The organism is Pantoea sp. OXWO6B1 (assembly GCF_001641135.1).
GTDB classification, from domain to species: domain Bacteria; phylum Pseudomonadota; class Gammaproteobacteria; order Enterobacterales; family Enterobacteriaceae; genus Pantoea; species Pantoea allii.
In genome coordinates, this window is record NZ_LWLR01000001.1 from 3,240,586 (window position 1) to 3,264,180 (window position 23,595).

Below are 23,595 nucleotides of genomic sequence, written 5' to 3' on the forward strand. Positions count from 1 at the left end.
ATGCTACGCGTAATTGATACGGAAACCTGCGGGCTGCAAGGCGGCGTGGTGGAGGTTGCCTCGGTCGATGTGGTTGACGGCCAGATCGTCAATCCAATGAGCGATCTTGTGTCACCTGACCGGCCAATCAGTCGTCAGGCCATGGCCGTGCACCGCATTACGGAAGCCATGGTCATCGGCAAACCGCCGATTGAAGAGGCCGTCGCCCGCTATCACGGCAGTGCCTTTTATGTGGCACATAACGCCAGTTTCGATCGCCGGATGTTGCCGGAAATGCACGGCGAGTGGATCTGCACGATGACGCTGGCACGTCAGCTGTGGCCGGGCATCAAATATGGCAATCAGGCGCTGCGCCATAGCCTTAAGCTGGAAGTTACCCCGCCCGCGGAGTTACATGCCCACCGGGCACTTTACGACTGCTATGTCACGGCTGCCCTGCTCATCAGGATTATGGCGATCTCCGGCTGGAATGCGGAAGAAATGTGTCAACGCTCGCAGCCTGCCGCTCAACGTGATGATGTGCTGCCATTTGGCAAGTATCGTGGTCAGGCGTTGGCCGTGATTGCCCGTAAAGATCCGGGTTATTTGAAATGGATGCTGGATAACGTAAAAGATTTGCGCCCACCATTGCGGCAGGCGCTGCGTAAATGTCTTAGTCAGCTTCCGTAAGATCTGCCGGTGGCAGGCTACCCTGCGCAAGGGCGACAATGAAGGTGAGCTCAAGGGCTACGCCTTCATAAGCCTTATATCGACCCGACTTGCCGCCATGCCCCGAGTCCATGTCGGTACACAGCAGCAGCAGATTGTCATCCGTTTTATGCTCCCGCAGTTTTGCCACCCACTTAGCCGGTTCCCAGTATTGCACCTGTGAATCATGCAATCCGGTTGTCACCAGCAGGTGGGGACAGGTTTTTGCTTCAACATTGTCATAAGGACTGTATTGCCGGATATAGCGGTAGTATTCCGCCTCATTGGGATTGCCCCACTCCTCATATTCTCCGGTCGTCAGAGGAATAGACTCGTCCAGCATGGTGGTTAACACATCGACAAAAGGCACCTGTGCGACCACGCCATGATAAAGCGTTGGGGCCAGATTAATGATCGCGCCCATCAGTAATCCCCCCGCACTTCCGCCCATCGCGTAAAGCCGGTCTGGATGACCGAATCCGCGAGCCACGAGCGCATTCGTCACATCGATAAAATCGGTGAAGCTGTTCATTTTATTCAGCAGTCGACCACCGTCATACCACTGCTGTCCCATCTCCCCGCCGCCTCGCACATGCACCAGCGCATAGACAAAACCGCGATCCAGCAGACTGAGGCGACTGACGCTAAAATCAGCGTCCATGCTACTGCCATAGGCGCCGTACCCGTAAACCAGCATCGGGTTTTGCCCCTTCTGGAAATACTTGCGGTTGTACACCAGCGAGACCGGTACTTCTGTCCCGTCAGAGACGGTGATCCAATGGTGCTCGCTTTTGTAATCATCCGGATTAAAGTCTTTTACCGCACTCTGTTTCAAAATGCGGCGCTCGCCCGTGTCCATATCCAGTTCAAACAACGTGGCGGGCGTGGTCATTGACGAATAACCATAGCGCAGCTTGCTGGTGCGGGTCGTGGGGTTGTATGCCAGCCAGGTGACATAGGTGGGATCGTCAAACGCAATGCCGCTGGTTTCTCCCGTTTGCCAGTTGATTTGCCGCAGGCTGGTCAGCCCACGCTGGCGCTCTTCCACCACCAGCCAGTCACGGAAGAGCTGAAAGTCTTCCATCACAATATGGTCGCGCGCCGGGATCACGGTTTCCCAACGTGACTCCTCCAGATAGCGGCTGCGATACAGGCCGAAGTTTTTCCCATCGCGATTCGAGCGTATAAAAAATGTATGGTCATAATGATCGAGACTGTATTCGTGATCGCGCCGTCTGGGCAAAAAAACCTGTGGAATAGCGTCCGGGAAACTGGCATCAATCAGCTGAATTTCACTGCTGCTGGTGCTGTACAGCACGACCAGGATGAATTGTTTCGATGTGGTTTTATGGATGCTGAGGTGATAGGTATCGTCTTTTTCTTCGTAAACTAACCGATCGTCGCTCTGCGGCGTGCCCAACTCATGTTGCCAGAGCTGGTAAGGCAACAGGGTTTGCGGATGTTTACGTACGTAATAGAGCGTGCGCGAATCGCTGGCCCACGCGAAGCTGGAGGACGCATCGTTGAGCACCTCTGGATACCAACTGCCGTTATCCAGATTGCGAAAGCGGATACCGTACTGACGCCGGGAAAGAAAGTCTTCTGCCAGCGCCATTACCCGGTTATCCGGGCTGATGTGCAGCGCGCCCATGGTGTAAAAATCACTGTGCGACGCACGCTGATTCGCATCCAGCAGCAACGTCCACGCCTCGCTCTCCTCGCTGGCGGCTGGCTGTCGGTAATAGGCAGCGTATTCATTGCCGCTTTCATACCGGCTTTGATAGCGATAGCCATTTTTCACATAAGGTACGGAGTGATCCTGCGGTGGCAGGCGGTCGATAATTTCATGCAGAATACGATGCTGTAAGGGCTGCTGTGAACCCATGATTTTTTGGCCGTAATTGTTCTCAGCGCGCAAATAGTCCAGTACGTCGCTGTCTTCACGTCTGTCATCACGCAACCAGTAATAATTATCAACGCGCGTCTCGCCATGCAACGAGAGTTCATAAGGTATTTTTTTTGCGCTCGGTGCTTTCATGTCATCCGTCCCGCTGAATGTAATGAACACTAAGCGTGGCACTAATGTAATCAGATGCCAAGTTAAGTAAGAACATTGTTAATTAATTCAGGGCCATGTGGCGGCCCTGTTCGGGATTAGCTGGCTTTCTGCTGGAGGATATCTTGCTGAATGCCATCACGGACATCCTGTGGGATTTTTAACGCATCGCCCAGTGCCGATAGATAGCTGCGCTCCATAAAATGGTCCACATCAATGGCGGCACAGCTCAGAAAATAGAGTTCAAGCGCCTCTTCTTCATTTTTGACATCAGCGGCGAGCCACTCAGGGTCCAGCGGTCGCTGCATAGCCTGCTGGATGAGCGTTTCGGCATCCTGACCGTAGCCTGCCTGATGGATATTTTGCTCAATCGCTGCGCGTTCCCGATCGTCGATATGACCATCACTTTTGGCGGCAAAGACCAGAGCGGTTACCAGACGTTCTGCCCGCTGATCCACAGGCGTTTGCCATTCGCCAAAGCCGGGGTCATTCTGATGGGTTTCCCGCACCCGTTGTTTGTATTTGTTCCACAGTACAGCCCCTGCTGCTGCACCGCCGCCGATAATCAATGCTTTGCCGCCATAGCGGGTTAACAACTTCCGGGATGATTTGCTGGCCACCAGCATGCCCGCCAGCCCACCCAGTGCACCCGGAGCCAACATATCGCTCAATCCACCGCTGGATTTGCCATCGCTGCTTTTTGTAGCCAGTAGCGATTGAATCTGTTGCAGCCAGTTATTCATCGTTCACTCCCTTAACCATTCGGAAACATCATCATTACCAAAAAGATGTCAGGAAACGTCAGAGCAGGAAAAGTAGCGCAAACCCTGCCTCAACAGCAGAAGGGGTGAGAACGCAAACGTTTTCGTATATACTGCGCGCGCATTTTGACTGCTTTGATTTTAGGTGGATTTATGACGACTCTCGGAACTGCGCTGCGCCCTGCCGCAACGCGCGTTATGCTGTTGGGCTCAGGTGAACTGGGCAAAGAAGTTGCGCTGGAATGTCAGCGTCTGGGTGTGGAAGTGATCGCGGTTGACCGCTATGCCGATGCGCCTGCGATGCATGTTGCCCATCGCAGCCATGTGATTAACATGCTGGATGGTGATGCACTGGCCGCCGTTATCGCGCAGGAAAAGCCTCACTTTGTCGTGCCCGAAATTGAAGCTATCGCGACCGATAAGCTTCTGGAGCTGGAGCAGCAAGGCCAGCACGTGGTGCCCACTGCACGCGCCGCGCGCCTGACCATGAACCGCGAGGGCATTCGTCGTCTGGCGGCAGAGGAGCTGGCGCTTCCTACCTCCAGCTACCGTTTTGCCGACAGTAAAGATAATTTTGTGTCTGCCGCCGCCGAGATAGGGTTTCCATGCATCGTTAAACCGGTGATGAGCTCTTCAGGTAAAGGTCAGAGCTTTATCCGGGATGCCAGCCAGCTGGAAAAAGCCTGGGACTATGCCCAGCAAGGTGGCCGTGCGGGCGCAGGACGCGTTATCGTCGAAGGCGTGGTGAAGTTTGATTTTGAGATCACGTTGCTGACCATCAGTGCCGTTGACGGCATTCATTTTTGTGCACCCATTGGCCATCGTCAGGAAGACGGCGATTACCGCGAATCCTGGCAGCCTCAACAGATGAGCGAACTGGCACTGCAACGTGCTCAGCATATCGCTGAAACCGTGGTAAAAGCCTTAGGTGGCTATGGACTGTTCGGCGTGGAGCTGTTTGTCTGTGGCGATGACGTGGTATTCAGTGAAGTCTCACCCCGGCCGCACGATACCGGTATGGTGACGCTGATATCACAGGACCTGTCTGAGTTCGCCCTTCACGTTCGTGCTTTTCTTGGTCTGCCCATTGGTGCCATTCGTCAGTACGGCCCTTCTGCGTCAGCCGTGATCCTGCCGCAGTTAACCAGCCAGAATGTGCAGTTCGTGAATGTGGAAGCCGCGCTGGGTGCAGGTTTACAGTTGCGTCTGTTTGGCAAACCGGACATCGAGGGTCAGCGCCGTTTGGGCGTCGCCCTGGCCTGTGCTGATACAACCGAAGAAGCCGTTGCGCGCGCGGTCGCCAGCGCGGCAGCAGTCAGCGTTCAGGGTTAATGCCGTTTGCGGTGAGTCCGGGACTCACCGCACACTTTTGACTTGCTTTACTTCGCGCCAGCGACGGCGTCACTCGCCAGTTGGGTAATGCGTTGCCAGTCACCCGCTTCCAGTGCATCGTTGGGCACCAGCCAGGAGCCGCCGATGCAAAGCACGCTTTTCAGCGCCAGATAGTCACGGTAATTCGCTGGTGAGATACCGCCCGTCGGACAGAAACGGACCTGAGGGAAAGGCCCGCCGATAGCCTGCAGCGCTTTTACCCCGCCGTTAGCCTCCGCCGGGAAAAATTTGAATTCCCGCAAACCATAATCCATACCCGTCATTAATTCTGACACCGTGCTAATACCTGGAATCAGCGGGATCGGGCCTTCCACCGCAGCCTTGAGCAACGGCTCAGTAATACCCGGACTGATCACAAACTGAGCACCCGCGTCTGTGACTTCCTGCAGCTGTTGAGGGTTAAGCACGGTGCCGGCCCCTACAATGGCGTCAGGCACATGTTTGATAATGGCACGCAGTGCCTCCATCGCCACGGGGGTGCGTAACGTCACCTCAAGCACCTTGACGCCGCCTGCGACCAGCGCCTGCGCCATAGGAACCGCATGTTCCAGTTTATTAACCACAATTACCGGCACGACCGGTCCGGTTTTCAGAATCTGTTCGGCACTCGTTTTCCAGTTTTTCATCACATCCCCTGATGCATAACATTGGGAGCGGCACGCCGGAGAAAACACAGCGTCAGCCCTGTTAACAGCGCTACTACCATACAGGAACAGGGGTTTATCCGTCTATTGCAGGTTGAGATTTTTAAAACGGCAGTTCATTTTTGAGAGTGAGTGCAAAAAAAAGCCCGCACGCGGCGGGCTGAGGCATTTATTCAAATTCGTTCCAGGAACGACCATCACGGGTAATCATGGCGACGGAAGCAACCGGCCCCCACGTCCCTGCCTGATAAGGCTTGGATGAATCGCCATCTGCGGCCCATGCATCGATAATCGAATCCACATACGTCCAGGCGGCTTCCACTTCATCGCGACGCACAAACAGCGCCTGAATACCGCGCATGGATTCTAGTAACAGGCGCTCGTAGGCATCCGCCAGATGAGACTGGTTGAAGGTTTCTGAGTAGCTCAGATCCAGCTTGGTGGTTTGCAGTTTATGTTTGTGATCCAGGCCTGGCACTTTGTTCAGGATCTCGATATCAACACCTTCGTCAGGCTGCAGACGAATAGTGAGTTTATTCTGTGGTAACTGAGAGTAGGAATCTTTGAACAGGTTCATCTCAGGGTTTTTGAAATACACCACAACTTCTGAACACTTTGTCGGGAGACGTTTACCGGTACGCAGGTAGAAAGGTACGCCTGCCCAACGCCAGTTATCGATATCCACGCGGATAGCCACAAAGGTTTCAGTAGCGCTGGTTTTATTCGCGCCTTCTTCTTCCAGGTAGCCTGGTACCTTCTTGCCCTGCACAAAGCCAGACGTGTACTGACCGCGCACCGTTTTTTCGCGGACGTTGGTTTGATCGATTGGACGCAACGAGCGCAGCACTTTCACTTTCTCATCGCGAATACTGTCCGCGCTGAGATCGGAAGGTGGAGACATGGCGATCATCGTCAGAACCTGTAACAAATGGTTCTGGATCATATCGCGCATCTGCCCGGCTTTATCAAAATAGCCCCAACGGCCTTCGATACCGACTTCTTCGGCCACGGTAATTTGCACGTGATCGATCGTGCGGTTATCCCAGTTATTCACAAAGATGGCATTGGCAAATCGCAGGGCTAACAGGTTCAGCACCGTTTCTTTGCCCAGATAGTGGTCGATGCGGAAAACCTGGCTCTCGTCGAAATATTCGCCCACGCTGTCGTTAATTTCTTTTGACGTTTCCAGCGAGGTGCCCAGCGGCTTCTCCATCACGACACGCGCCGGCTTGTCATTCAGCTTCGCCTTGCCCAGTCCCTGACAGATGGCACCAAAGGTGCTTGGCGGCATGGCAAAATAGTTGATGGTGGTACGGTTTTTCTGATCCAGCATCTTACCCAGTCGTGGGAAATGCGAGGTATCATTCACATCAAGATTACAGAAGTCGAGACGGCTGCTGAGCTTGTCCCAGAGCGCTTCATCAATCTTTTCCTTCATGAAGGTTTCTAACGCTTCACGCACCACTTTGGTGTATTCAGCTTTATCCCACTCAGCCCGGCCCACACCGATGATTCGGGTTTCTTCATGAATCTGGCCCGCTTTTTCTAACTGATACAGCGAGGGCAATAGTTTACGACGGGCGAGATCGCCTTTGGCGCCGAAAATTACCAGATCGCATGCCTGGGCTATTTGTGTTACCGCCATTTTCCTCTCCTCGTTGCAGGATTGTCCCGGTGGCGTTGCGTCCTGAGCACCGGGTTCACGTTGTCATGTTCTTTCAGCACAATGTACTTTTTTCCCCAGGCCAGGTAAACCAGCCAGCGGCGTCGCGACGCTAACTCTGCACCCAATTAGCATCTGAGGTAGGTTGACCCGTGCGCTTTCCTCTATTTTTCTGTGTCAAATATTGTCTGGCAAAAATCCAGCGTGGGCCTGATTATCGCAAAAAAAAGTGCTGCAGACTTATCAGACCTTGCGCCCCTGTCGGTCAGGCAGGGTATATTCTCTGTTAATTAACTGTAACAACAGCAATTATTCATTTTAACAGATACGCCATGCTTAGCAGGTCAGGACTATGTTGGATAAAATTCGTGCGCAGATGACTGTGCTCAGTAAGTCAGAACGTAAAGTGGCACACCATATTCTCGCCGCACCTGAGCAAGCGATACATTCCAGTATTGCCACGCTGGCTCGGGCAGCCGAGGTCAGTGAGCCCACGGTAAACCGCTTTTGCCGACACCTGGGCACGGCGGGTTTCCCCGACTTTAAACTTCAGCTTGCCCAGGCCCTGGTGAAGTCACCTAACTGGCTGAGTCGGGATGTGCAGGAAGATGACAGCGTTGAGCGCTACAGCGAGAAAATCTTCGATTCCGCCCTGGCCGGTCTTCAGCGGGTACGGGACAGCCTCGATCTTGCTGCCCTGCAACAGGCCGTGGTTTATTTAACGCGTACCGATAAAATTACCTTCTTTGGTTTAGGTGCGTCCGCCGTGGTAGCGCATGACGCCTTCAACAAGTTTTTGCGGTTTAAGCTGCCGGTTATCTGGTCAGACGATGTGGTGATGCAACGCATGAGCTGTATCAACAGCCGTGACAACGAGGTGTTTGTTTTGATCTCCCATACCGGGCGCACCCGCAATATGGTCGAGCTGGCGCAGCTCGCGCGCGCCAACGGTTCTACCGTTATCGCCATCACGTCAGCAGGCTCGCCGCTGGCGCTTAACGCCACGCTGGCGCTGCTCGTCGATGTGCCGGAGGACACCGATATCTATCTGCCAATGGTCTCGCGACTGGCTCAACTCACCGTGATCGATCTGCTGGCTACCGGATTTACGCTGGAACGGGGGCCATCCTTCCGGCAGAACCTGAAGCGGGTTAAAGAAGCCCTGAAGGCCTCGCGCTACGACAAAACCGCTATCGCCGATAACGATATCTCCTGATTCACCGGCTGGTCGGGCAGCATCTGGCTGGCGCGTAGCCTGTGCGAAAAAGCGACCTGGCTTGCGTCTGGTCAATTAAGCTTTCGCTAAAGCCGTCCAGGGGATGACTTCCTTGGTGAGTCTCAGTATTGTATCTAAGAAAAATGCCTTTACTTTACTTCGTTAAGGCCCGGTGCCACAGTTCTGACACACTCGAATGTATAATAATACCTCTGTGTGGTAAGCATGATCTGATAGGTTAACCCCTTAAAATGTAATGATTCAGCTCAGTTCCAACCTCCAAAGGAATCCCTATGTCCCGACGTTTAAGAAGAACCAAGATCGTAACCACCCTCGGCCCAGCCACTGACCGCGACAATAACCTCGAAAAAATCATTGCTGCTGGCGCTAACGTCGTGCGTCTTAACTTTTCCCACGGCACCGCTGAAGATCACCAACTACGTGCTGACAAAGTGCGCCAGATTGCGGCAAAACTGGGGCGGCATGTTGCCATTCTTGGCGACTTGCAAGGGCCTAAAATCCGCGTTTCAACCTTTAAAGAAGGCAAAGTCTTCCTGAACGTCGGTGACCCTTTCCTGCTGGATGCGTCAATGGGGAAAGGCGAAGGCGATAAAGAGCGCGTGGGCATCGACTATAAAGGTCTGCCTGAAGACGTGGTGCCTGGCGATATCCTGCTGCTGGATGATGGGCGCGTACAGTTAAAGGTGCTGGAAGTTCAGGGCGTAAAAGTCTTTACCGAAGTCACGGTTGGTGGCCCGCTCTCTAACAACAAAGGCATTAACAAACTGGGTGGCGGTCTGTCGGCGGAAGCGCTGACCGAGAAAGACAAAGCAGACATCCTTACTGCGGCAAAAATTAACGTTGATTACCTGGCCGTTTCCTTTCCGCGCTGCGGCGAAGACATGCACTATGCACGTCGTCTGGCGCGTGATGCCGGCTGTGATGCCCTGATGGTCGCCAAGGTGGAACGTGCTGAAGCGGTTGCCTCTCAGGAAGCCATGGACGACATCATTCTGGCCTCAGACGTTGTTATGGTCGCCCGTGGTGACCTTGGCGTCGAGATTGGCGATCCTGAACTGGTCGGTATCCAGAAAGCGCTGATCCGCCGCGCCCGCCAGCTTAACCGTACCATCATCACCGCGACCCAAATGATGGAATCGATGATCACAAACCCAATGCCAACCCGTGCAGAAGTTATGGATGTGGCCAACGCCGTGCTGGATGGGACGGATGCCGTAATGCTGTCAGCTGAAACCGCCGCAGGCCAGTATCCTGCTGAAACGGTAGCTGCCATGGCAAAAGTCTGTCTGGGTGCAGAAAAAATCCCAAGCGTTAACGTCTCCAAACACCGTCTGGACGTACAGTTTGACAATATCGAAGAAGCTATCGCTATGTCGGCGATGTACACCGCCAACCACCTGCAGGGTGTAACCGCGATTATCACCATGACGGAATCCGGTCGTACGCCCCTGATGACTTCGCGCATTACCTCTGGCTTGCCCATCTTCGCCATGTCTCGTCATGAGCGCACGCTGAACATCACGGCCTTATTCCGTGGTGTCACACCGGTGTTCTTTGACAGCAACAATGAAGGCGTGGCTAACGCCCATGATGCGGTAAATCTGCTGCGCGACAAGGGCTTCCTGGTGTCTGGCGATCTGGTTGTGGTAACCCAGGGTGACGTCATGGGTGCCACCGGCACAACCAATACAGGTCGTGTGCTGCGCGTCGATTAATTCCGCCTTTTTAGCCTCACCTGTATTACCATTGGAAACGCGACTGCCCTGCAGTCGCGTTTTTGTTTTTTGACAAGGAGGCCGGATGGCCCGTTACCAACCCATCAGCCAGCTCACTGGTCGCATGATGCTGTTTCCGCTGGCGATGGTGCTGTACGAATTTGCGACCTATATTGCTCACGATATGATTCAACCCGGCATGTTGCTGGTGACTGCCGAATTCGATGTAGGCGCAGAATGGGTATCCACCTCTCTCACAGCCTATTTACTGGGCGGCGTTGTGCTGCAGTGGTTACTTGGCCCGCTGTCAGATAAATATGGCCGTAGGCCAGTATTGCTGTTTGGGATTCTGTTTTTCGCTGCCGCCTGCATTCTGACCACCTGGGTCAGTGATATTCAGGAGTTTGTCAGCCTGCGTTTCGTCCAGGGCATCAGCCTGTGTTTTATTGGCGCGGTAGGTTATGCGGCCATCCAGGAAGCTTTTGACGAAGCCTTAGCGGTGCGCATCATGGCGCTGATGGCAAACGTGGCCTTACTGGCTCCCCTTGCCGGCCCGCTGGCGGGCGCAGCCTGGCTGACAGTGGGAAGCTGGCGCAGTATGTTTTGGCTGTTCGCCGCCTGTAGCGCTGTGGCATTTATCGTTTTATGGCGCGTCATGCCTGAAACCGCCGGGGATCGCACCCAGTCTGTTGCGCTGCCTGTGCTGGCACGCAACTACGGCCGTCTTCTCAAAGATCGTCAGGTGATGTTTGGCTCTTTCGCTATTGGGCTGGTGTTTATCCCCATCCTGACCTGGGTTGCGCTGTCCCCGGTGATTTTAATGCGGGATGAAGGGCTTTCCCGTATGCAGTACGCCCTGCTCCAGCTCCCGGTTTTTCTGGCGATGATCGCCGGCAACGTGACGTTGAGTAAGCTGGTAGGCCGGATGCCGATAGAACAGCCCGTCAGGTTTGCGGCATGGCCGATACTGCTGGGCCTGAGTCTCGCCCTGTTAGCCACACTGCTTAACGCGCACAGCTACCTGTTTATTACGGCGGGACTCAGTTTGTATGCGTTTGGCGGCGGCATGGTCAATGCCGGTCTTTATCGCCTGACGCTGTATGCCAGCGATGAGGGCAAAGGCAGCGTAGCGGCGATGCTGGGCATGGTCAGCATTATGACGCTGGCCACGGGCATTGAACTGGCTAAGCATTTTTATTTTAACAGCGGGGTGATCGGGTTTAGCCTGATTAACTTTATCAGCGGCATACTGTGGTTTGGTTTGGTGCTGATGTTTCTGCGCGAACGTAAGCGCCACGCAAAAGTGACGCCACTTTAAATCATGCAGGCCGCCTTGCGGCCTGCATGTTATTTGCGCGGATACAGCTCGTCACGCGAATAGGGTTCTTTGTCTCCCGCTTTGCGTGTTTTAAGCAGCTTTAATATCCAGGTATATTGTTCCGGATGAGGGCGCACAAACACTTCCACTTCTTCATTCATCCGGCGAGCCAACTGACGGTCATCGGCTTCCACTAAATCGTCCATCGGCGGACGGACATAAATTTCCAGCTTATGGCTTTCGGCATTATAAACCGGAAACATCGGTATAACCCGCGCGCGGCAGACTTTCATCAACCGGCCAACAGCAGGCAACGTGGCTTTATAGGTCGCAAAGAAATCCACAAACTCGCTATGTTCAGGGCCGTGGTCCTGATCGGGCAAATAATAGCCCCAGTATCCCTGACGGATCGAGCTGATAAAGGGTTTAATGCCGTTTTCGCGCGCATGCATACGTCCACCAAAGCGGCGTCGGGCGCGGTTCCAGACATAATCCAACAGCGGGTCGCTCTGGTGATGGAACATCGCAGCAATGCTTTGCCCTTCTGACGCCAGCAGCATGGCGGGAATATCGATGGCCCAGCCATGCGGCACCAGGAAAATCACGTTTTCCTTTTCGGCGAGCATCTGATCGATAATTTCACGACCGTGCCACTCAACGCGTTTTCGCACCTGAGCCGGATCGCGCATGCCCAGTTCCGCCATCATTGCCATGGCCTGTGGCGCAGTCGCAAACATCTGATCCACGATCGCTTCACGCTGAGATTCACTGAGTTCAGGCAGGCAATAATAGAGATTAATCAGCGCACGGCGACGCGCTCCTTTCGCCAGCTTTCCGGCAAATTTACCCAGCCGCCCCAGAAGCGGATCGCGCATTTTTGCCGGTACTAACGCAATACCAGCCAGCGCACCAATGCCCAGCCAACTGCCCCAGTATTTTGGTTTTAAAAAAGAAAGTTCAAAAACGGGAATAAATTCACTGTTATTTTTTTTACGGGTTTCCATGCACTCGCCTCAATCAATGACGGGCTAATGATAGTGGCGACGAGTAAATTTGCAATCATCCTGCGCCAGAGATAAAAAAAGTCGACGGCAATACCGTCGACTTTATCAAAAACTTACTTCAGTCCCAACTGGGGTAGCCAGCCTTTCACCTGAGCAAGATACTGTGTTCGTTCTTTACCCGCCAGCCCTTCCATACGCGGTAGCTTGGCCGTTAAGGGGTTCACAGCCTGGTTATTAATCCAGATCTCGAAATGCAGGTGTGGACCGGTTGAACGGCCGGTGTTGCCAGAGATCGCAATACGATCGCCACGCTTCACTTTTTGCCCCGGTTTCACCAGCACTTTTTTGAGGTGCATATAGCGCGTCATATACTGACGCCCGTGCCGAATGGCAACATAGTTACCGGCTGCGCCGCCATTTTTGGCCACCACGACTTCACCATCGCCAACCGCCAGAACAGGGGTACCGATCGGTAAGGCGAAATCGACGCCTTTATGAGGCGCAATGCGTCCCGTTACCGGATTAAGGCGACGGGGATTAAAATTAGACGACACGCGGTACTGCTTGACGGTCGGGAAGCGCATAAAGCCACGAGCCAGGCCTGCGCCACTGCGGTCATAGAACTTGCCGTCATCCGCACGGAAGGCGTAGTAATCTTTACCTCCACTGCGTAAACGCACACCCAGCAGTTGGCTTTGAGCACTCTTGCCGTCCATCATTTCACGTGACATCAGCACGCTAAACTTATCGCCTGCACGCAGCTTACGAAAGTCCATTTGCCACTGCATCGCTTTGATGACGCTGCTGGCTTCACCACTGGTCAGGCCGGCACGGCGGGCACTGGCGGCAAAGCTGCCGTGTACCTCACCCTGCATCACGCTATTGCGCCATTCGCCCTGCTGCATCTGCGACTGCATTTTAAAGCCACCGTTATCGGTGCGCTCATAGGTGCGGGTTTCCCGACGCGAAATTTCCCAGGTAAAGGTGTTCAGTGCGCCGTCGTCGTTTAACGTCCAGCTAAGCTGCTGACCGACCTGTAAATTACGCAGATCACGATCGCTGGAGGCCAGGGCGTTAATATCGCCCATGTCGATACCGTACTGATTCAATGCACTACTGAGCGTGTCACCAGAAGAAACCGTGTATTCATGCGTACCAGCGCTGTCTGCAACATCCTGATCGACATCATCCGCAGGAAGCTCTTCATCCGGTTCAGGGGTGCTTTGATCGATGGGTTCACTGGCTTCAGGAAGCAGTGTCCGAAATTCGTTTTTGTCCAGTTCGATAGTTTTGACGATGGGGGTCACATCGTTACTGGGGTGGTAGACGTAAGGCCGCCAGACTGCGACGGCCAAAGTGACAACGGTTAACGATCCCAGCATAACGCGGTGGGGGCGCGGCAAATTATTAAATGCGAGGGCGACAGAGCGGGCTATCTGCTGCACGTTGAACTATTCCTCTATGCTCCTTTCAGGCAGGTCTCATACTGGCTCGACAACTGTGAGAGGAATTTCACATAGCTGTCTTTTCCTAAGCTGATGTCTGTGCCCAGTGGATCGAGCGTGCCTTTTCGCACCTGGGTTCCACGGGCAACAGCATCGATGACCGCCGGCCTGAATTGTGGCTCAGCAAAGACGCAAACGGCCTTTTTCTCAACCAACTGTGTTCGAATTTGATGTAAGCGCTGTGCTCCAGGCTGAATTTCTGGGTTAACGGTAAAATGCCCTGTGGGCGAGAGACCGTAGTGTTTTTCAAAGTACGTGTAAGCATCGTGAAAAACGAAATACCCTTTATCTTTAACCGGAGCAAGCTGTGAGATAATGCGCTTATCTGTGTTCGCTAATTCTGCCTCAAAGTGCTGCAGGTTGGCGTCAAGTTTGGCTTTATCCTGCGGCATAAGTTCCAATAATTTGCCATGGATTGCAACCGCGGTTTTTTTCGCTATCTCTGGTGACATCCACAAGTGCATATTAAACTCACCATGATGATGGTGATGCTCTGCATCGTGATCGTGCTCAGTATCGTCGTGGTCATGATGATCATCCTCTTCACCACCGCGGAGCAGCATCGGTTTTACGCCGGAAATTTGCGCTATCTCAAGATTCTTTTTCTCGGGCAGTGCTGCGGCCGATTTGGTCATGAAAGCTTCCATTTCAGGACCAACCCAAACAACTAACTCCGCGTTTTGTAAGCGTTTTACGTCAGAGGGACGCAAGGCATAATCGTGTTCGGATGCCCCATCAGGCAGCAAAACGTCCACGGGCGTCACGCCATCAGCAATGGCCGAGGCGATAAACCCTACGGGCTTAATTGAGGCCACGATAGTGGCATGCGCAGGTAAGACAGCAGAGGTCGCAAAAGCCATCGCAGTCAGGGTAAAAAATACCCCTTTTTTATTATGTAACATAATGCGTCATTCCTTCGTCATCAACAGATTGGATGTGATATTATAACATTCGAAATTCTGTGCAACCTGTAAATCTTATGCCATCACTTGTCACACTTGAGAACGTATCCATTAGTTTTGATCATCGCCCGGTGTTATCTGGCGTGAGTTTAGAACTTCATCCTGGTAGAATTTTAACGCTGCTGGGTCCTAACGGCGCGGGTAAATCGACGCTGGTTCGGGTGGTACTTGGCCTGCTTGCGCCCACGTCCGGTCAGGTTCGCCGAAGTGCGGACTTGCGTATCGGTTACGTGCCACAGAAACTGCATATCGATCCTACGCTGCCGGTGACGGTCGAGCGGTTTATGCGTTTGTCACGTGGCGCCCGTAATCAGGATATTTTGCCGGCCCTGAAGCGCGTTCAGGCCGGACACCTGCTGAAATCACCGTTGCAGAAACTGTCGGGCGGCGAAACCCAGCGCGTGTTACTGGCCCGCGCCCTGCTCAGTCAGCCTCAGTTGCTGGTGCTGGATGAACCGACTCAGGGCGTGGACGTTAACGGGCAAGTCGCGCTTTACGATCTGATCAATCAGCTGCGTCATGAACTGAATTGTGCCGTGCTGATGGTTTCCCATGATTTGCATTTAGTCATGGCAAAAACGGATGAAGTGCTCTGTCTTAACCATCATATTTGCTGTTCAGGTACGCCTGAAGCGGTGTCACAGCATCCGGAGTTTATCGCGATGTTTGGACCGCGTGGCGCGCAGGAACTGGCTATCTATCGTCATCATCATAATCACCGTCACGATCTTCAGGGACGTATCGTATTACGCAAAGGACCGGGTCCATCATGATTGAATTACTGCTTCCGGGCTGGCTGGGCGGCGTGATGCTGGCGCTGGCGGCCGGTCCACTGGGCTCGTTTGTCGTCTGGCGTAAGATGTCCTATTTCGGCGATACGCTGGCGCATGCCTCACTGCTCGGTGTCGCTTTTGGTTTACTGCTCAACGTCAATCCCTATTACGCCGTGATCATGGTGACGGTCTGTCTGGCGTTGGGTTTGGTCTGGCTGGAACGCCGCCCACATCTGGCGATTGATACGCTGCTGGGGATTATGGCACACAGTGCACTCTCACTTGGGCTGGTCGTGGTGAGCCTGATGTCGAATGTCCGGGTGGATTTGATGGCCTATCTGTTTGGTGATTTGCTGGCGGTAACGCCCAGCGATCTGTGGGCGATGGCGGCTGGCGTGCTGTTCGTCCTGGCCGTGATGGCCTGGCAGTGGCGCGCACTGTTGTCGATGACCATCAGCCCGGAGCTGGCTCAGGTTGACGGCGTCAATATTCAACGCACCCGACTGATGCTGATGCTGGTAACCGCATTGACCATTGGTGTGGCGATGAAATTTGTTGGCGCACTGATCATCACATCGCTGCTGATTATTCCGGCCGCCACTGCCCGGCGCTTTGCCCGTTCACCTGAAATGATGGCGGCGGTCGCCGTACTGATTGGGATCATAGCGGTAACCGGTGGATTAACCTTCTCGGCATTTTATGACACGCCTGCCGGCCCTTCAGTGGTGCTGTGCGCAGCCATACTTTTTATGCTCAGCATGGTGCGCAAACCGGCGCTGTAATCACGCGTCTTTGGTGATACCAAAGTGGCGATAGGCATGCTGCGTGGCCATCCGGCCGCGCGGTGTGCGCTGAATAAAGCCCTGTTGAATCAAGAATGGCTCGATGACATCTTCGATCGTTTCCCGCTCTTCACCAATCGCCGCCGCCAGGTTGTCCAGCCCCACCGGGCCACCGGTGAATTTATCAATAATGGCCAGCAACAGTTTACGATCCATATAGTCGAAGCCTTCACTGTCCACATTCAACATATTGAGTGCTGTTACCGACACCTCGCCGCTCAGAAGACCATTTGCACGCACCTCCGCAAAATCGCGTACCCGACGCAGCAGGCGATTGGCGATACGTGGTGTGCCCCGAGAGCGGCGGGCAATTTCCAGCGCGGCTTCTTCGCTCAGCGCCAGGCCAAGGCAGGCGGCACTCCGGCCTACGATATGCTGGAGATCTTTTACCTGATAAAACTCCAGACGCTGTACGATGCCGAAGCGATCGCGCAAGGGCGAGGTCAGCGAGCCTGCCCGCGTCGTGGCACCGATCAGGGTAAAGGGCGGCAGATCCAGTTTGATTGAGCGCGCTGCCGGGCCTTCGCCAATCATAATATCCAGTTGGTAATCTTCCATGGCCGGATAAAGGACCTCTTCCACCACCGGCGAAAGGCGGTGGATCTCATCAATAAACAACACATCGTGAGGTTCGAGGTTGGTCAGCATCGCCGCCAGATCGCCCGCTTTCTCCAGCACCGGGCCAGAGGTTGTGCGCAGATTAACGCCCATCTCGTTTGCCACAATATTGGCCAGTGTGGTTTTACCCAATCCGGGCGGACCAAAAATCAGCAAATGATCCAGCGCATCGCCGCGCAGTTGCGCAGCCTTGATGAAAATTTCCATCTGCTCGCGCACCTGAGGCTGGCCCACATATTCGGTCAGCATTTTCGGACGAATAGCGCGGTCGAGGCCCTCTTCTTCGTTAATGCTGACAGCGGAGATCAGGCGATCGGCTTCAATCATGAATTACCTCAAATAGCAGCGCGGAGCGCTTCACGGATCAACGTTTCGCAATCCGCATCAGGGCGGCCAACTTTGCTGATCATACGGCTCGCTTCCTGCGGTTTATAACCCAGGGAAACCAGCGCTGCAACCGCTTCCGCTTCTGCGTCGTTGGTCTCCGGCTCCGGGCCAGGCGTGGTAAGCGTAAAGGCCGAATCCCCGCCAAACAGATCGCCATGCATGCCTTTAAAGCGATCTTTCATTTCCACCACCAGACGTTCAGCGGTTTTCTTGCCCACGCCCGGCAGTTTAACCAGCGCGGCGATCTCTTCTTTTTCCACTGCCGTGACAAACTGCTGTGCCGACATGCCCGACAGAATCGCCAGCGCCAGCTTAGGGCCAACGCCGTTCACTTTAATTAACTCGCGGAACAGCGCGCGTTCCTGCTTGCTGTTAAACCCAAACAGCAGTTGCGCATCTTCACGTACCACAAATTGGGTGAAGATCACCGCTTCGTGATTAAGATCAGGCAGTTCATAAAAACAGGTCATTGGCATATGTACTTCATAGCCGACGCCATGCGCCTCAAGCAGCACCAGCGGCGGCTGCTTTTCCAGAATAATGCCCCGTAAACGACCAATCACCTGATGCCTTCCTTATCCAAAGTATGTGGCGGAATTTATACCATAAAAAAGGCTGGATGAATATCCAGCCTGATAGCGATTAAGATGCGGTTACTGTTAACTCTGGCGCAATCTGCCACGGCTCAGCACCAGCTTGCTGTCACTCATGCGCGCCGCGTTTTGTGCAACGTGGCAGTGCGTGATGGCGATTGCCAGTGCATCGGCGGCATCGGCCTGCGGATTCGCCGCCAGTTTCAGCAGGGATTTGACCATATGCTGAACCTGGCTTTTTTCCGCACCGCCTGTGCCCACCACCGTTTGCTTCACCTGACGCGCCGCATATTCGAATACCGGCAAATCATGGTTAACCGCCGCCACGATAGCAGCACCTCGCGCCTGCCCCAGCTTCAGGGCAGAATCCGCATTCTTCGCCATAAAAACCTGCTCTATCGCGAAAAAATCCGGGGAAAACTGCGTAATGATTTCGCAAACCCCGGCATAGATCAGCTTGAGACGTGCTGGTAATTCCGTTGTGTTGGTACGAATACAGCCGCTGCCCAGATAAGTGAGCTGGCGACCGGTCTGACGAATCACCCCATAACCGGTAACGCGTGAGCCGGGGTCAATCCCCAAAATAATCGACATAACGCGTCTCCAGCCTGAGCATGCGGCAGTACAGCATTAAAGCGTTTCCGCCACCTCGTCGGAGATTTCACCGTTATGGTAAACCTCCTGCACGTCATCACAGTCTTCCAGCATATCGATAAGACGCAGCAGTTTGGGGGCCGTTTCCGCATCCATTTCCGCTTTAGTTGACGGGATCATCGCCACTTCGGCCGTGTCGGCTTTCAGGCCAGCCGCTTCCAGCGCATCACGCACTGCACCCATCTCTTCCCACGCGGTAAACACGTCGATGGCACCGTCATCGTAACTGACCACGTCTTCTGCACCCGCTTCCAGCGCCGCTTCCATGACCGCATCTTCATCATGTCCCGGTGCGTAGGAGATCACGCCTTTTTTGCTGAACAGATAGGCTACGGAGCCGTCGGTGCCCAGGTTGCCGCCGGTTTTGGTGAAAGCATGACGCACTTCACCAACGGTACGGTTGCGGTTGTCACTCAGGCACTCAATCATCACGGCCGACCCGCCAGGACCGTAACCTTCATAAATGATGGTTTCCATATTGGAATCATCTTCACCGCCCACGCCGCGTGCAATCGCCCGGTTCATGGTGTCACGCGTCATGTTGTTGGACAGCGCTTTATCCATCGCCGCACGCAGGCGCGGATTCGAGCCAGGATCGCCGCCGCCCAGTTTGGCCGCCGTGACCAGCTCACGAATGATTTTGGTGAAGATTTTACCGCGCTTGGCGTCCTGAGCCGCCTTGCGGTGCTTGGTATTCGCCCATTTACTGTGTCCAGCCATCTTACTTTCTCTCCAATCTTTTATTTCGCCCGAGCTATCTGACGTGCGAACCCGACTCCCGCCAGTGCTCACCCAGGTTGCAGACAACCTGAACGCCCGGAAAAGGCGGCCCCGAAGGGGCGAGCATCACCCGTCATCCTCACGTACCCAAGTACGCGTCGGTTGCGGTACGCTGGCGGTAACCGGCCTCGCTGCGCCGATTGCGCTCGACTGTTCAATGCGTTGGTGAAGTTGTGTGAAAACTTACCCGCTTCATAAAACTTAATGCATTCGCCGCGCAAATAACGCGTTGCGGCAAGCATTCAAATAAATTCTTCAATCGCCTGACGATTACTCCAGGACTTAGTGAGGGCCGCGGCGGCGGCAGGCTCAAGCCAGCACGCGGCAAGATGCTCAGTGAGCAGCAGGTCGCGCTCAGTCGGTAAGGTCAATCTGAACCAGTGCTCACGATTGTGCGTGGTGCCGGGCGCGTAACGATGCCGATAGTGCGGGAAAATCTCAAAGTCGATTTCACGCTGACAGTCTTCTATTGTTAGCTGCTCGGCCTGCACATCAATGCCTAATTCCTCACCCACTTCGCGCTCAGCGGCCTGAAGCGGCACTTCATCCGCTTCAAGGCTGCCGGTGACCGATTGCCAAAAGTCCGGGTCATCACGGCGCTGCAGCATTAACACCCGGCCACTGTCCTGCGCAACAATCACCACTAACACAGAAACCGGATGTTTATACGGCATTACTTATTCTCAAGCTTATCTTTCTTCAAGACTTTAATGCCTAATTCAAGCAGTGAGGCCGGATTGGCTTCGCTTGGCGCTTCAGTCATCATACAGGCCGCTGCCGTGGTTTTCGGGAAGGCGATAACGTCACGAATATTATCGGTACCGGTTAACAGCATGGTCAGACGATCCAGACCAAAGGCCAGGCCAGCATGCGGCGGCGTGCCGTACTTCAGTGCATCCAGCAGGAAGCCAAACTTCTCACGCTGTTCATGCTCTTCTATGCCCAGAATGCTAAACACCGTCTGCTGCATTTTACCGTTATGGATACGCACAGAACCGCCGCCCACTTCATAGCCGTTGATCACCATGTCGTAAGCATTCGCTACGGCCTGGGTAGGATCGGCCGCCAGCTGTTCCGCACTCATCGCTTTCGGTGCGGTAAACGGGTGGTGCATTGCGGCCAGACCACCTTCGTCATCTTCTTCAAACATCGGGAAGTCGATAACCCACAGCGGTGCCCAGGCTTTCTCATCGGTGATCTGCAGGTCGCGGCCCACTTTCAGACGCAGTGCGCCTAACGCATCTGCCACCACTTTGGCACGATCGGCACCGAAGAAGAGGATATCGCCATCCTGAGCGCCGGTGCGGCTGAGAACGGTTTCGACGATCTCAGCGTTAAGGAATTTCGCCACCGGACTCTGCACGCCATCCAGACCGTTCGCGCGTTCATTTACCTTCATCCATGCCAGACCTTTGGCACCGTAGATCTCGACAAACTTGCCGTATTCATCAATCTGTTTACGGCTCAGCTGCGCACCGCCGGGAACGCGCAGCGCGGCAACACGGCCTTTCTCGTCGTTAGCCGGGCCGGAGAACACCTGGAATTCCACCGTTTTCAGCAGATCGCCAACATCCACCAGTTCCATCGGGTTACGCAGGTCCGGTTTGTCAGACCCGTAGCGATGCATGGCTTCGGCAAAGGTCATCTGCGGAAACTCACCGAGGTCCACGCCCTTCACGCTCTGCCAGAGTTCGCGGATCATGCGTTCCATAATCTCACGCACCTGCGGCGCGGTCAGGAAGGAGGTTTCCACGTCGATTTGCGTAAATTCAGGCTGGCGATCAGCGCGTAAATCTTCATCACGGAAGCATTTGACGATCTGATAATAGCGGTCAAAACCCGACATCATCAGCAACTGCTTAAACAGCTGCGGTGACTGAGGCAGTGCGTAGAACTTCCCTTTGTGCACGCGGCTCGGCACCAGGTAATCACGCGCGCCTTCCGGCGTAGCCTTCGTCAGCATCGGCGTTTCAATATCCAGGAAGCCCGCCTCATCCATAAAGCGACGCACAAAGCTGGTGATTTTCGCACGGGTCTTTAAGCGCTCAACCATTTCCGGACGACGCAGATCAAGATAGCGGTACTTCAGACGCGCTTCTTCGCTGTTGTTCTGATTGGAATCGAGCGGGAGCGGTTCGGAGCGGTTAATGATATTCAGCGTTTCGGCAAACACTTCGACTTCACCGGTCGCCATATCGGCATTTTTGTTTTTCCCGTCCCGCGCACGCACAGTTCCGCTGATCTGGATACAGAATTCGTTACGCAGTTCAGAAGCCAGCTTGAATGCATCCTGACGATCGGGATCAAAAAATACCTGCACAATACCTTCACGGTCGCGCATATCGATAAAAATCAGGCTTCCCAGATCGCGACGGCGGTTGACCCAGCCGCAAAGCGTGACTTGCTGACCTACATGAGACAGATTGAGCTGTCCACAATACTCTGTACGCATAACACTATCCTTTTAACTTCGCCGCTGCAGCTGACAGCACCGGGCCGCGTAACCTGATGAGGTGCTGTCGTAAAAAAGGCCGCTATTATAATGGAAAAAGGCAAACAGGATAAGTGGAGCCACGTTAAAGCGCGGCATTTCCTGTTCGCTTTTCACCTGTTTGCGTCAATATACTGCCTTACAGGATAATTACTATCACACTCAACGGCGGGAGTCAGGCGTGACACTTCGTATTGGTTTGCCACAATGGCACCATGCGCACTGGAAGCGATGGGGCATCGAAACCCTGGCTGACTATGCGCGTTATTTCGGCACGGTGGAGGGCAATACCACGCTGTATGCGCTGCCGGATACCGAAACGGTCCTGCGCTGGCGGGATATGACACATGACCAGTTTCGTTTCTGTTTTAAGTTTCCCAGCAGCATTAGCCATCAGGCAGCTCTGCAAAATACTGACGATTTAGTCACCGACTTTTTTCGCCTGATGACACCGCTCGCCGATCGCATTGGTCAGTACTGGTTACAGCTGCCTGCCAGCTTTTCGCCCGCCCAGTTGAACGATCTCTGGCGCTTTCTGGACAGTTTACCGGCGCATTTTTCCTATGGCGTAGAAGTGCGTCATGCCGCGTTTTTTGCCAAAGGTGAGGCAGAACGCGCCCTGAACCGCGGTCTGCTGCAGCGTGGCGTGAATCGCGTCGTACTGGACAGCCGCCCGGTCCATAGCTCAACCTCGCAAAGTCCGGCAGCGCTTCACGCCCGTCAGCAAAAGCCTCGCGTTCCGCCGCACGCGCTGTTGACCGGTTCGCGGCCCATGATTCGCTTTGTCGGCAGCGACAATCTGGAAGAAAGCCTGCCACTGTTTCACATCTGGCTGACAAAGCTGGCGGAATGGCACACCCAGAGTGAACCGCTGGTGTTTATTCACACGCCGGATATGGGACAGGTTTTTCCGCTGGTGCAGGCTTTATGGCCTGAACTCCAAAAAATTGATGCCAGCATCGGTCCCGGACCTGACTGGCCGCAACAGGATTCGCTATTCTGATAGCAATGGGCAGCCTCGCCCCCTCTGGTGATATCGATAAAAAAGGAATCAATGATGATCAGCGCGTTATATGTGGTTATAGGTGCTTTACTGATAATGAAGTTCACGCTCAACGTCGTTCGCTTTCGGCGTCAGCACAAGGTTGCCTTTGGGGATGGCGGCCATCACGACCTGAATATGGCTATCCGCATTCACGGCAATGCCATTGAAACGATTCCCCTGGCGTTGCTGCTACTCGTGACCCTGGAAATGAACGGCGCAGATGTCTGGATGGTTCACCTGACGGGCATCCTGTTTTTTATTGGCCGTTTCCTGCACGCTTATGGGTTGCGCAATGACGCCATGAGCGGCCGTAAATACGGCATGATGCTGACGCTGTTTGCCCTGTGCGGAATGGTGGTTTTTAACCTCATTTATCTCCCCTGGCAGTTGGTGCTCACGCTGCATTAATGTTCGCGGCTTAAAGGGTGCAGGCCGCGGCAGTTTCTGCCAGAATAGCGCCCTTTCCGC

22 protein-coding genes are annotated in these 23,595 nt (G+C 54.2%); 9 read left to right on the forward strand and 13 right to left on the reverse strand.

Translation table 11 applies throughout. The annotated features are described in order from the left end of the window. On the forward strand, nt 1-669 hold the full coding sequence (exoX, locus tag A6A26_RS17330; RefSeq protein WP_063879883.1) for an exodeoxyribonuclease X: 669 nt from the start codon (nt 1-3) through the stop codon (nt 667-669). On the opposite strand, the gene A6A26_RS17335 is transcribed toward exoX, so the two are convergent. After that, entirely contained in the window at nt 653-2,725 is a 2,073-nt protein-coding gene (locus tag A6A26_RS17335) for a prolyl oligopeptidase family serine peptidase (protein ID WP_063879884.1), read from the reverse strand. The two genes, exoX and A6A26_RS17335, sit on opposite strands and share 17 nt — an antisense overlap. Before the next feature lie 116 nt (nt 2,726-2,841). Then, the gene (locus A6A26_RS17340) at nt 2,842-3,486 is read right to left on the reverse strand and encodes a tellurite resistance TerB family protein (RefSeq protein ID WP_063879885.1); all 645 of its coding nucleotides are present in this window, start codon (nt 3,484-3,486) and stop codon (nt 2,842-2,844) included. 171 nt (nt 3,487-3,657) lie between these two features. Between A6A26_RS17340 and purT the strand changes: the two genes are divergently transcribed. Continuing rightward, nucleotides 3,658-4,836 carry a formate-dependent phosphoribosylglycinamide formyltransferase gene (gene purT / locus A6A26_RS17345; protein ID WP_063879886.1) on the forward strand — a complete coding sequence of 393 codons (1,179 nt, stop codon included), beginning with the start codon at nt 3,658-3,660 and terminating at the stop codon, nt 4,834-4,836. Between the two features lie 47 nt (nt 4,837-4,883). Here the strand turns inward: purT and A6A26_RS17350 are convergent, their stop codons facing one another. Beyond that, nucleotides 4,884-5,522 carry a bifunctional 4-hydroxy-2-oxoglutarate aldolase/2-dehydro-3-deoxy-phosphogluconate aldolase gene (locus tag A6A26_RS17350; RefSeq protein ID WP_063879887.1) on the reverse strand — a complete coding sequence of 213 codons (639 nt, stop codon included), beginning with the start codon at nt 5,520-5,522 and terminating at the stop codon, nt 4,884-4,886. A gap of 187 nt (nt 5,523-5,709) precedes the next feature. Beyond that, on the reverse strand, nt 5,710-7,185 hold the full coding sequence (gene zwf / locus A6A26_RS17355) for a glucose-6-phosphate dehydrogenase (RefSeq protein WP_063879888.1): 1,476 nt from the start codon (nt 7,183-7,185) through the stop codon (nt 5,710-5,712). 370 nt (nt 7,186-7,555) lie between these two features. Between zwf and A6A26_RS17360 the strand changes: the two genes are divergently transcribed. The 3 genes from A6A26_RS17360 (at nt 7,556) to A6A26_RS17370 (ending at nt 11,473) form a co-directional block, all read left to right on the forward strand. Continuing rightward, the gene (locus A6A26_RS17360; protein ID WP_063879889.1) at nt 7,556-8,419 is read left to right on the forward strand and encodes a MurR/RpiR family transcriptional regulator; all 864 of its coding nucleotides are present in this window, start codon (nt 7,556-7,558) and stop codon (nt 8,417-8,419) included. Between the two features lie 293 nt (nt 8,420-8,712). Further along, nucleotides 8,713-10,155: a pyruvate kinase gene (gene pyk / locus A6A26_RS17365; protein WP_063879890.1), complete on the forward strand. Its 1,443-nt coding sequence runs from the start codon at nt 8,713-8,715 to the stop codon at nt 10,153-10,155. Nucleotides 10,156-10,240: 85 nt separating this feature from the next. Further along, nucleotides 10,241-11,473 carry an MFS transporter gene (locus tag A6A26_RS17370; RefSeq protein ID WP_063879891.1) on the forward strand — a complete coding sequence of 411 codons (1,233 nt, stop codon included), beginning with the start codon at nt 10,241-10,243 and terminating at the stop codon, nt 11,471-11,473. Between the two features lie 29 nt (nt 11,474-11,502). On the opposite strand, the gene lpxM is transcribed toward A6A26_RS17370, so the two are convergent. From lpxM to znuA, 3 genes are all read right to left on the reverse strand, one after another. Next, the gene (lpxM, locus tag A6A26_RS17375) at nt 11,503-12,477 is read right to left on the reverse strand and encodes a lauroyl-Kdo(2)-lipid IV(A) myristoyltransferase (protein ID WP_063879892.1); all 975 of its coding nucleotides are present in this window, start codon (nt 12,475-12,477) and stop codon (nt 11,503-11,505) included. 113 nt (nt 12,478-12,590) lie between these two features. Continuing rightward, the gene (gene mepM, locus A6A26_RS17380; RefSeq protein ID WP_063879893.1) at nt 12,591-13,922 is read right to left on the reverse strand and encodes a murein DD-endopeptidase MepM; all 1,332 of its coding nucleotides are present in this window, start codon (nt 13,920-13,922) and stop codon (nt 12,591-12,593) included. A gap of 14 nt (nt 13,923-13,936) precedes the next feature. Continuing rightward, entirely contained in the window at nt 13,937-14,884 is a 948-nt protein-coding gene (znuA, locus tag A6A26_RS17385) for a zinc ABC transporter substrate-binding protein ZnuA (RefSeq protein ID WP_063879894.1), read from the reverse strand. Nucleotides 14,885-14,961: 77 nt separating this feature from the next. Between znuA and znuC the strand changes: the two genes are divergently transcribed. Then, nucleotides 14,962-15,717 (forward strand): zinc ABC transporter ATP-binding protein ZnuC, encoded by a 756-nt coding sequence (znuC, locus tag A6A26_RS17390; RefSeq protein WP_063879895.1) that lies wholly within the window; start codon nt 14,962-14,964, stop codon nt 15,715-15,717. Further along, nucleotides 15,714-16,499, forward strand: coding sequence for a zinc ABC transporter permease subunit ZnuB (gene znuB, locus A6A26_RS17395; protein WP_063879896.1), 786 nt, complete (start codon nt 15,714-15,716; stop codon nt 16,497-16,499). Before znuC ends, znuB begins: the two co-directional genes overlap by 4 nt. Here the strand turns inward: znuB and ruvB are convergent, their stop codons facing one another. The 6 genes from ruvB to aspS form a co-directional block, all read right to left on the reverse strand. After that, entirely contained in the window at nt 16,500-17,504 is a 1,005-nt protein-coding gene (gene ruvB, locus A6A26_RS17400) for a Holliday junction branch migration DNA helicase RuvB (protein ID WP_063879897.1), read from the reverse strand. Nucleotides 17,505-17,512: 8 nt separating this feature from the next. Then, nucleotides 17,513-18,127 carry a Holliday junction branch migration protein RuvA gene (gene ruvA, locus A6A26_RS17405; protein WP_063879898.1) on the reverse strand — a complete coding sequence of 205 codons (615 nt, stop codon included), beginning with the start codon at nt 18,125-18,127 and terminating at the stop codon, nt 17,513-17,515. 96 nt (nt 18,128-18,223) lie between these two features. Then, nucleotides 18,224-18,751, reverse strand: coding sequence for a crossover junction endodeoxyribonuclease RuvC (gene ruvC / locus A6A26_RS17410; protein ID WP_063879899.1), 528 nt, complete (start codon nt 18,749-18,751; stop codon nt 18,224-18,226). A 36-nt stretch (nt 18,752-18,787) separates the two neighbouring features. Beyond that, nucleotides 18,788-19,531 carry a YebC/PmpR family DNA-binding transcriptional regulator gene (locus A6A26_RS17415; protein WP_063879900.1) on the reverse strand — a complete coding sequence of 248 codons (744 nt, stop codon included), beginning with the start codon at nt 19,529-19,531 and terminating at the stop codon, nt 18,788-18,790. A 302-nt stretch (nt 19,532-19,833) separates the two neighbouring features. Next, nucleotides 19,834-20,265: a dihydroneopterin triphosphate diphosphatase gene (gene nudB / locus A6A26_RS17420; protein ID WP_063879901.1), complete on the reverse strand. Its 432-nt coding sequence runs from the start codon at nt 20,263-20,265 to the stop codon at nt 19,834-19,836. Next, nucleotides 20,265-22,043 carry an aspartate--tRNA ligase gene (gene aspS, locus A6A26_RS17425; protein ID WP_063879902.1) on the reverse strand — a complete coding sequence of 593 codons (1,779 nt, stop codon included), beginning with the start codon at nt 22,041-22,043 and terminating at the stop codon, nt 20,265-20,267. Before aspS ends, nudB begins: the two co-directional genes overlap by 1 nt. A gap of 220 nt (nt 22,044-22,263) precedes the next feature. Between aspS and A6A26_RS17430 the strand changes: the two genes are divergently transcribed. Both A6A26_RS17430 and A6A26_RS17435 read left to right on the forward strand, forming a co-directional pair. Continuing rightward, nucleotides 22,264-23,085 (forward strand): DUF72 domain-containing protein, encoded by an 822-nt coding sequence (locus A6A26_RS17430; protein WP_063879903.1) that lies wholly within the window; start codon nt 22,264-22,266, stop codon nt 23,083-23,085. Nucleotides 23,086-23,139: 54 nt separating this feature from the next. Further along, on the forward strand, nt 23,140-23,535 hold the full coding sequence (locus A6A26_RS17435; protein WP_063879904.1) for an MAPEG family protein: 396 nt from the start codon (nt 23,140-23,142) through the stop codon (nt 23,533-23,535). Nucleotides 23,536-23,595: the final 60 nt, after the last annotated feature.

Coding starts and splice junctions, on each gene's coding strand:
- A6A26_RS17360 (WP_063879889.1), top strand. CDS start 7,556: ATGTTGGATAAAATTCGTGCGCAGATGACTGTGCTCAGTAAGTCAGAA.
- A6A26_RS17415 (WP_063879900.1), bottom strand. CDS start 19,531: ATGGCTGGACACAGTAAATGGGCGAATACCAAGCACCGCAAGGCGGCT.
- ruvB (WP_063879897.1), bottom strand. CDS start 17,504: ATGATTGAAGCCGATCGCCTGATCTCCGCTGTCAGCATTAACGAAGAA.
- aspS (WP_063879902.1), bottom strand. CDS start 22,043: ATGCGTACAGAGTATTGTGGACAGCTCAATCTGTCTCATGTAGGTCAG.
- exoX (WP_063879883.1), top strand. CDS start 1: ATGCTACGCGTAATTGATACGGAAACCTGCGGGCTGCAAGGCGGCGTG.
- A6A26_RS17350 (WP_063879887.1), bottom strand. CDS start 5,522: ATGAAAAACTGGAAAACGAGTGCCGAACAGATTCTGAAAACCGGACCG.
- zwf (WP_063879888.1), bottom strand. CDS start 7,185: ATGGCGGTAACACAAATAGCCCAGGCATGCGATCTGGTAATTTTCGGC.
- A6A26_RS17370 (WP_063879891.1), top strand. CDS start 10,241: ATGGCCCGTTACCAACCCATCAGCCAGCTCACTGGTCGCATGATGCTG.
- nudB (WP_063879901.1), bottom strand. CDS start 20,265: ATGCCGTATAAACATCCGGTTTCTGTGTTAGTGGTGATTGTTGCGCAG.
- A6A26_RS17435 (WP_063879904.1), top strand. CDS start 23,140: ATGATCAGCGCGTTATATGTGGTTATAGGTGCTTTACTGATAATGAAG.
- znuB (WP_063879896.1), top strand. CDS start 15,714: ATGATTGAATTACTGCTTCCGGGCTGGCTGGGCGGCGTGATGCTGGCG.
- znuA (WP_063879894.1), bottom strand. CDS start 14,884: ATGTTACATAATAAAAAAGGGGTATTTTTTACCCTGACTGCGATGGCT.
- znuC (WP_063879895.1), top strand. CDS start 14,962: ATGCCATCACTTGTCACACTTGAGAACGTATCCATTAGTTTTGATCAT.
- A6A26_RS17335 (WP_063879884.1), bottom strand. CDS start 2,725: ATGAAAGCACCGAGCGCAAAAAAAATACCTTATGAACTCTCGTTGCAT.
- lpxM (WP_063879892.1), bottom strand. CDS start 12,477: ATGGAAACCCGTAAAAAAAATAACAGTGAATTTATTCCCGTTTTTGAA.
- ruvC (WP_063879899.1), bottom strand. CDS start 18,751: ATGTCGATTATTTTGGGGATTGACCCCGGCTCACGCGTTACCGGTTAT.
- A6A26_RS17340 (WP_063879885.1), bottom strand. CDS start 3,486: ATGAATAACTGGCTGCAACAGATTCAATCGCTACTGGCTACAAAAAGC.
- purT (WP_063879886.1), top strand. CDS start 3,658: ATGACGACTCTCGGAACTGCGCTGCGCCCTGCCGCAACGCGCGTTATG.
- pyk (WP_063879890.1), top strand. CDS start 8,713: ATGTCCCGACGTTTAAGAAGAACCAAGATCGTAACCACCCTCGGCCCA.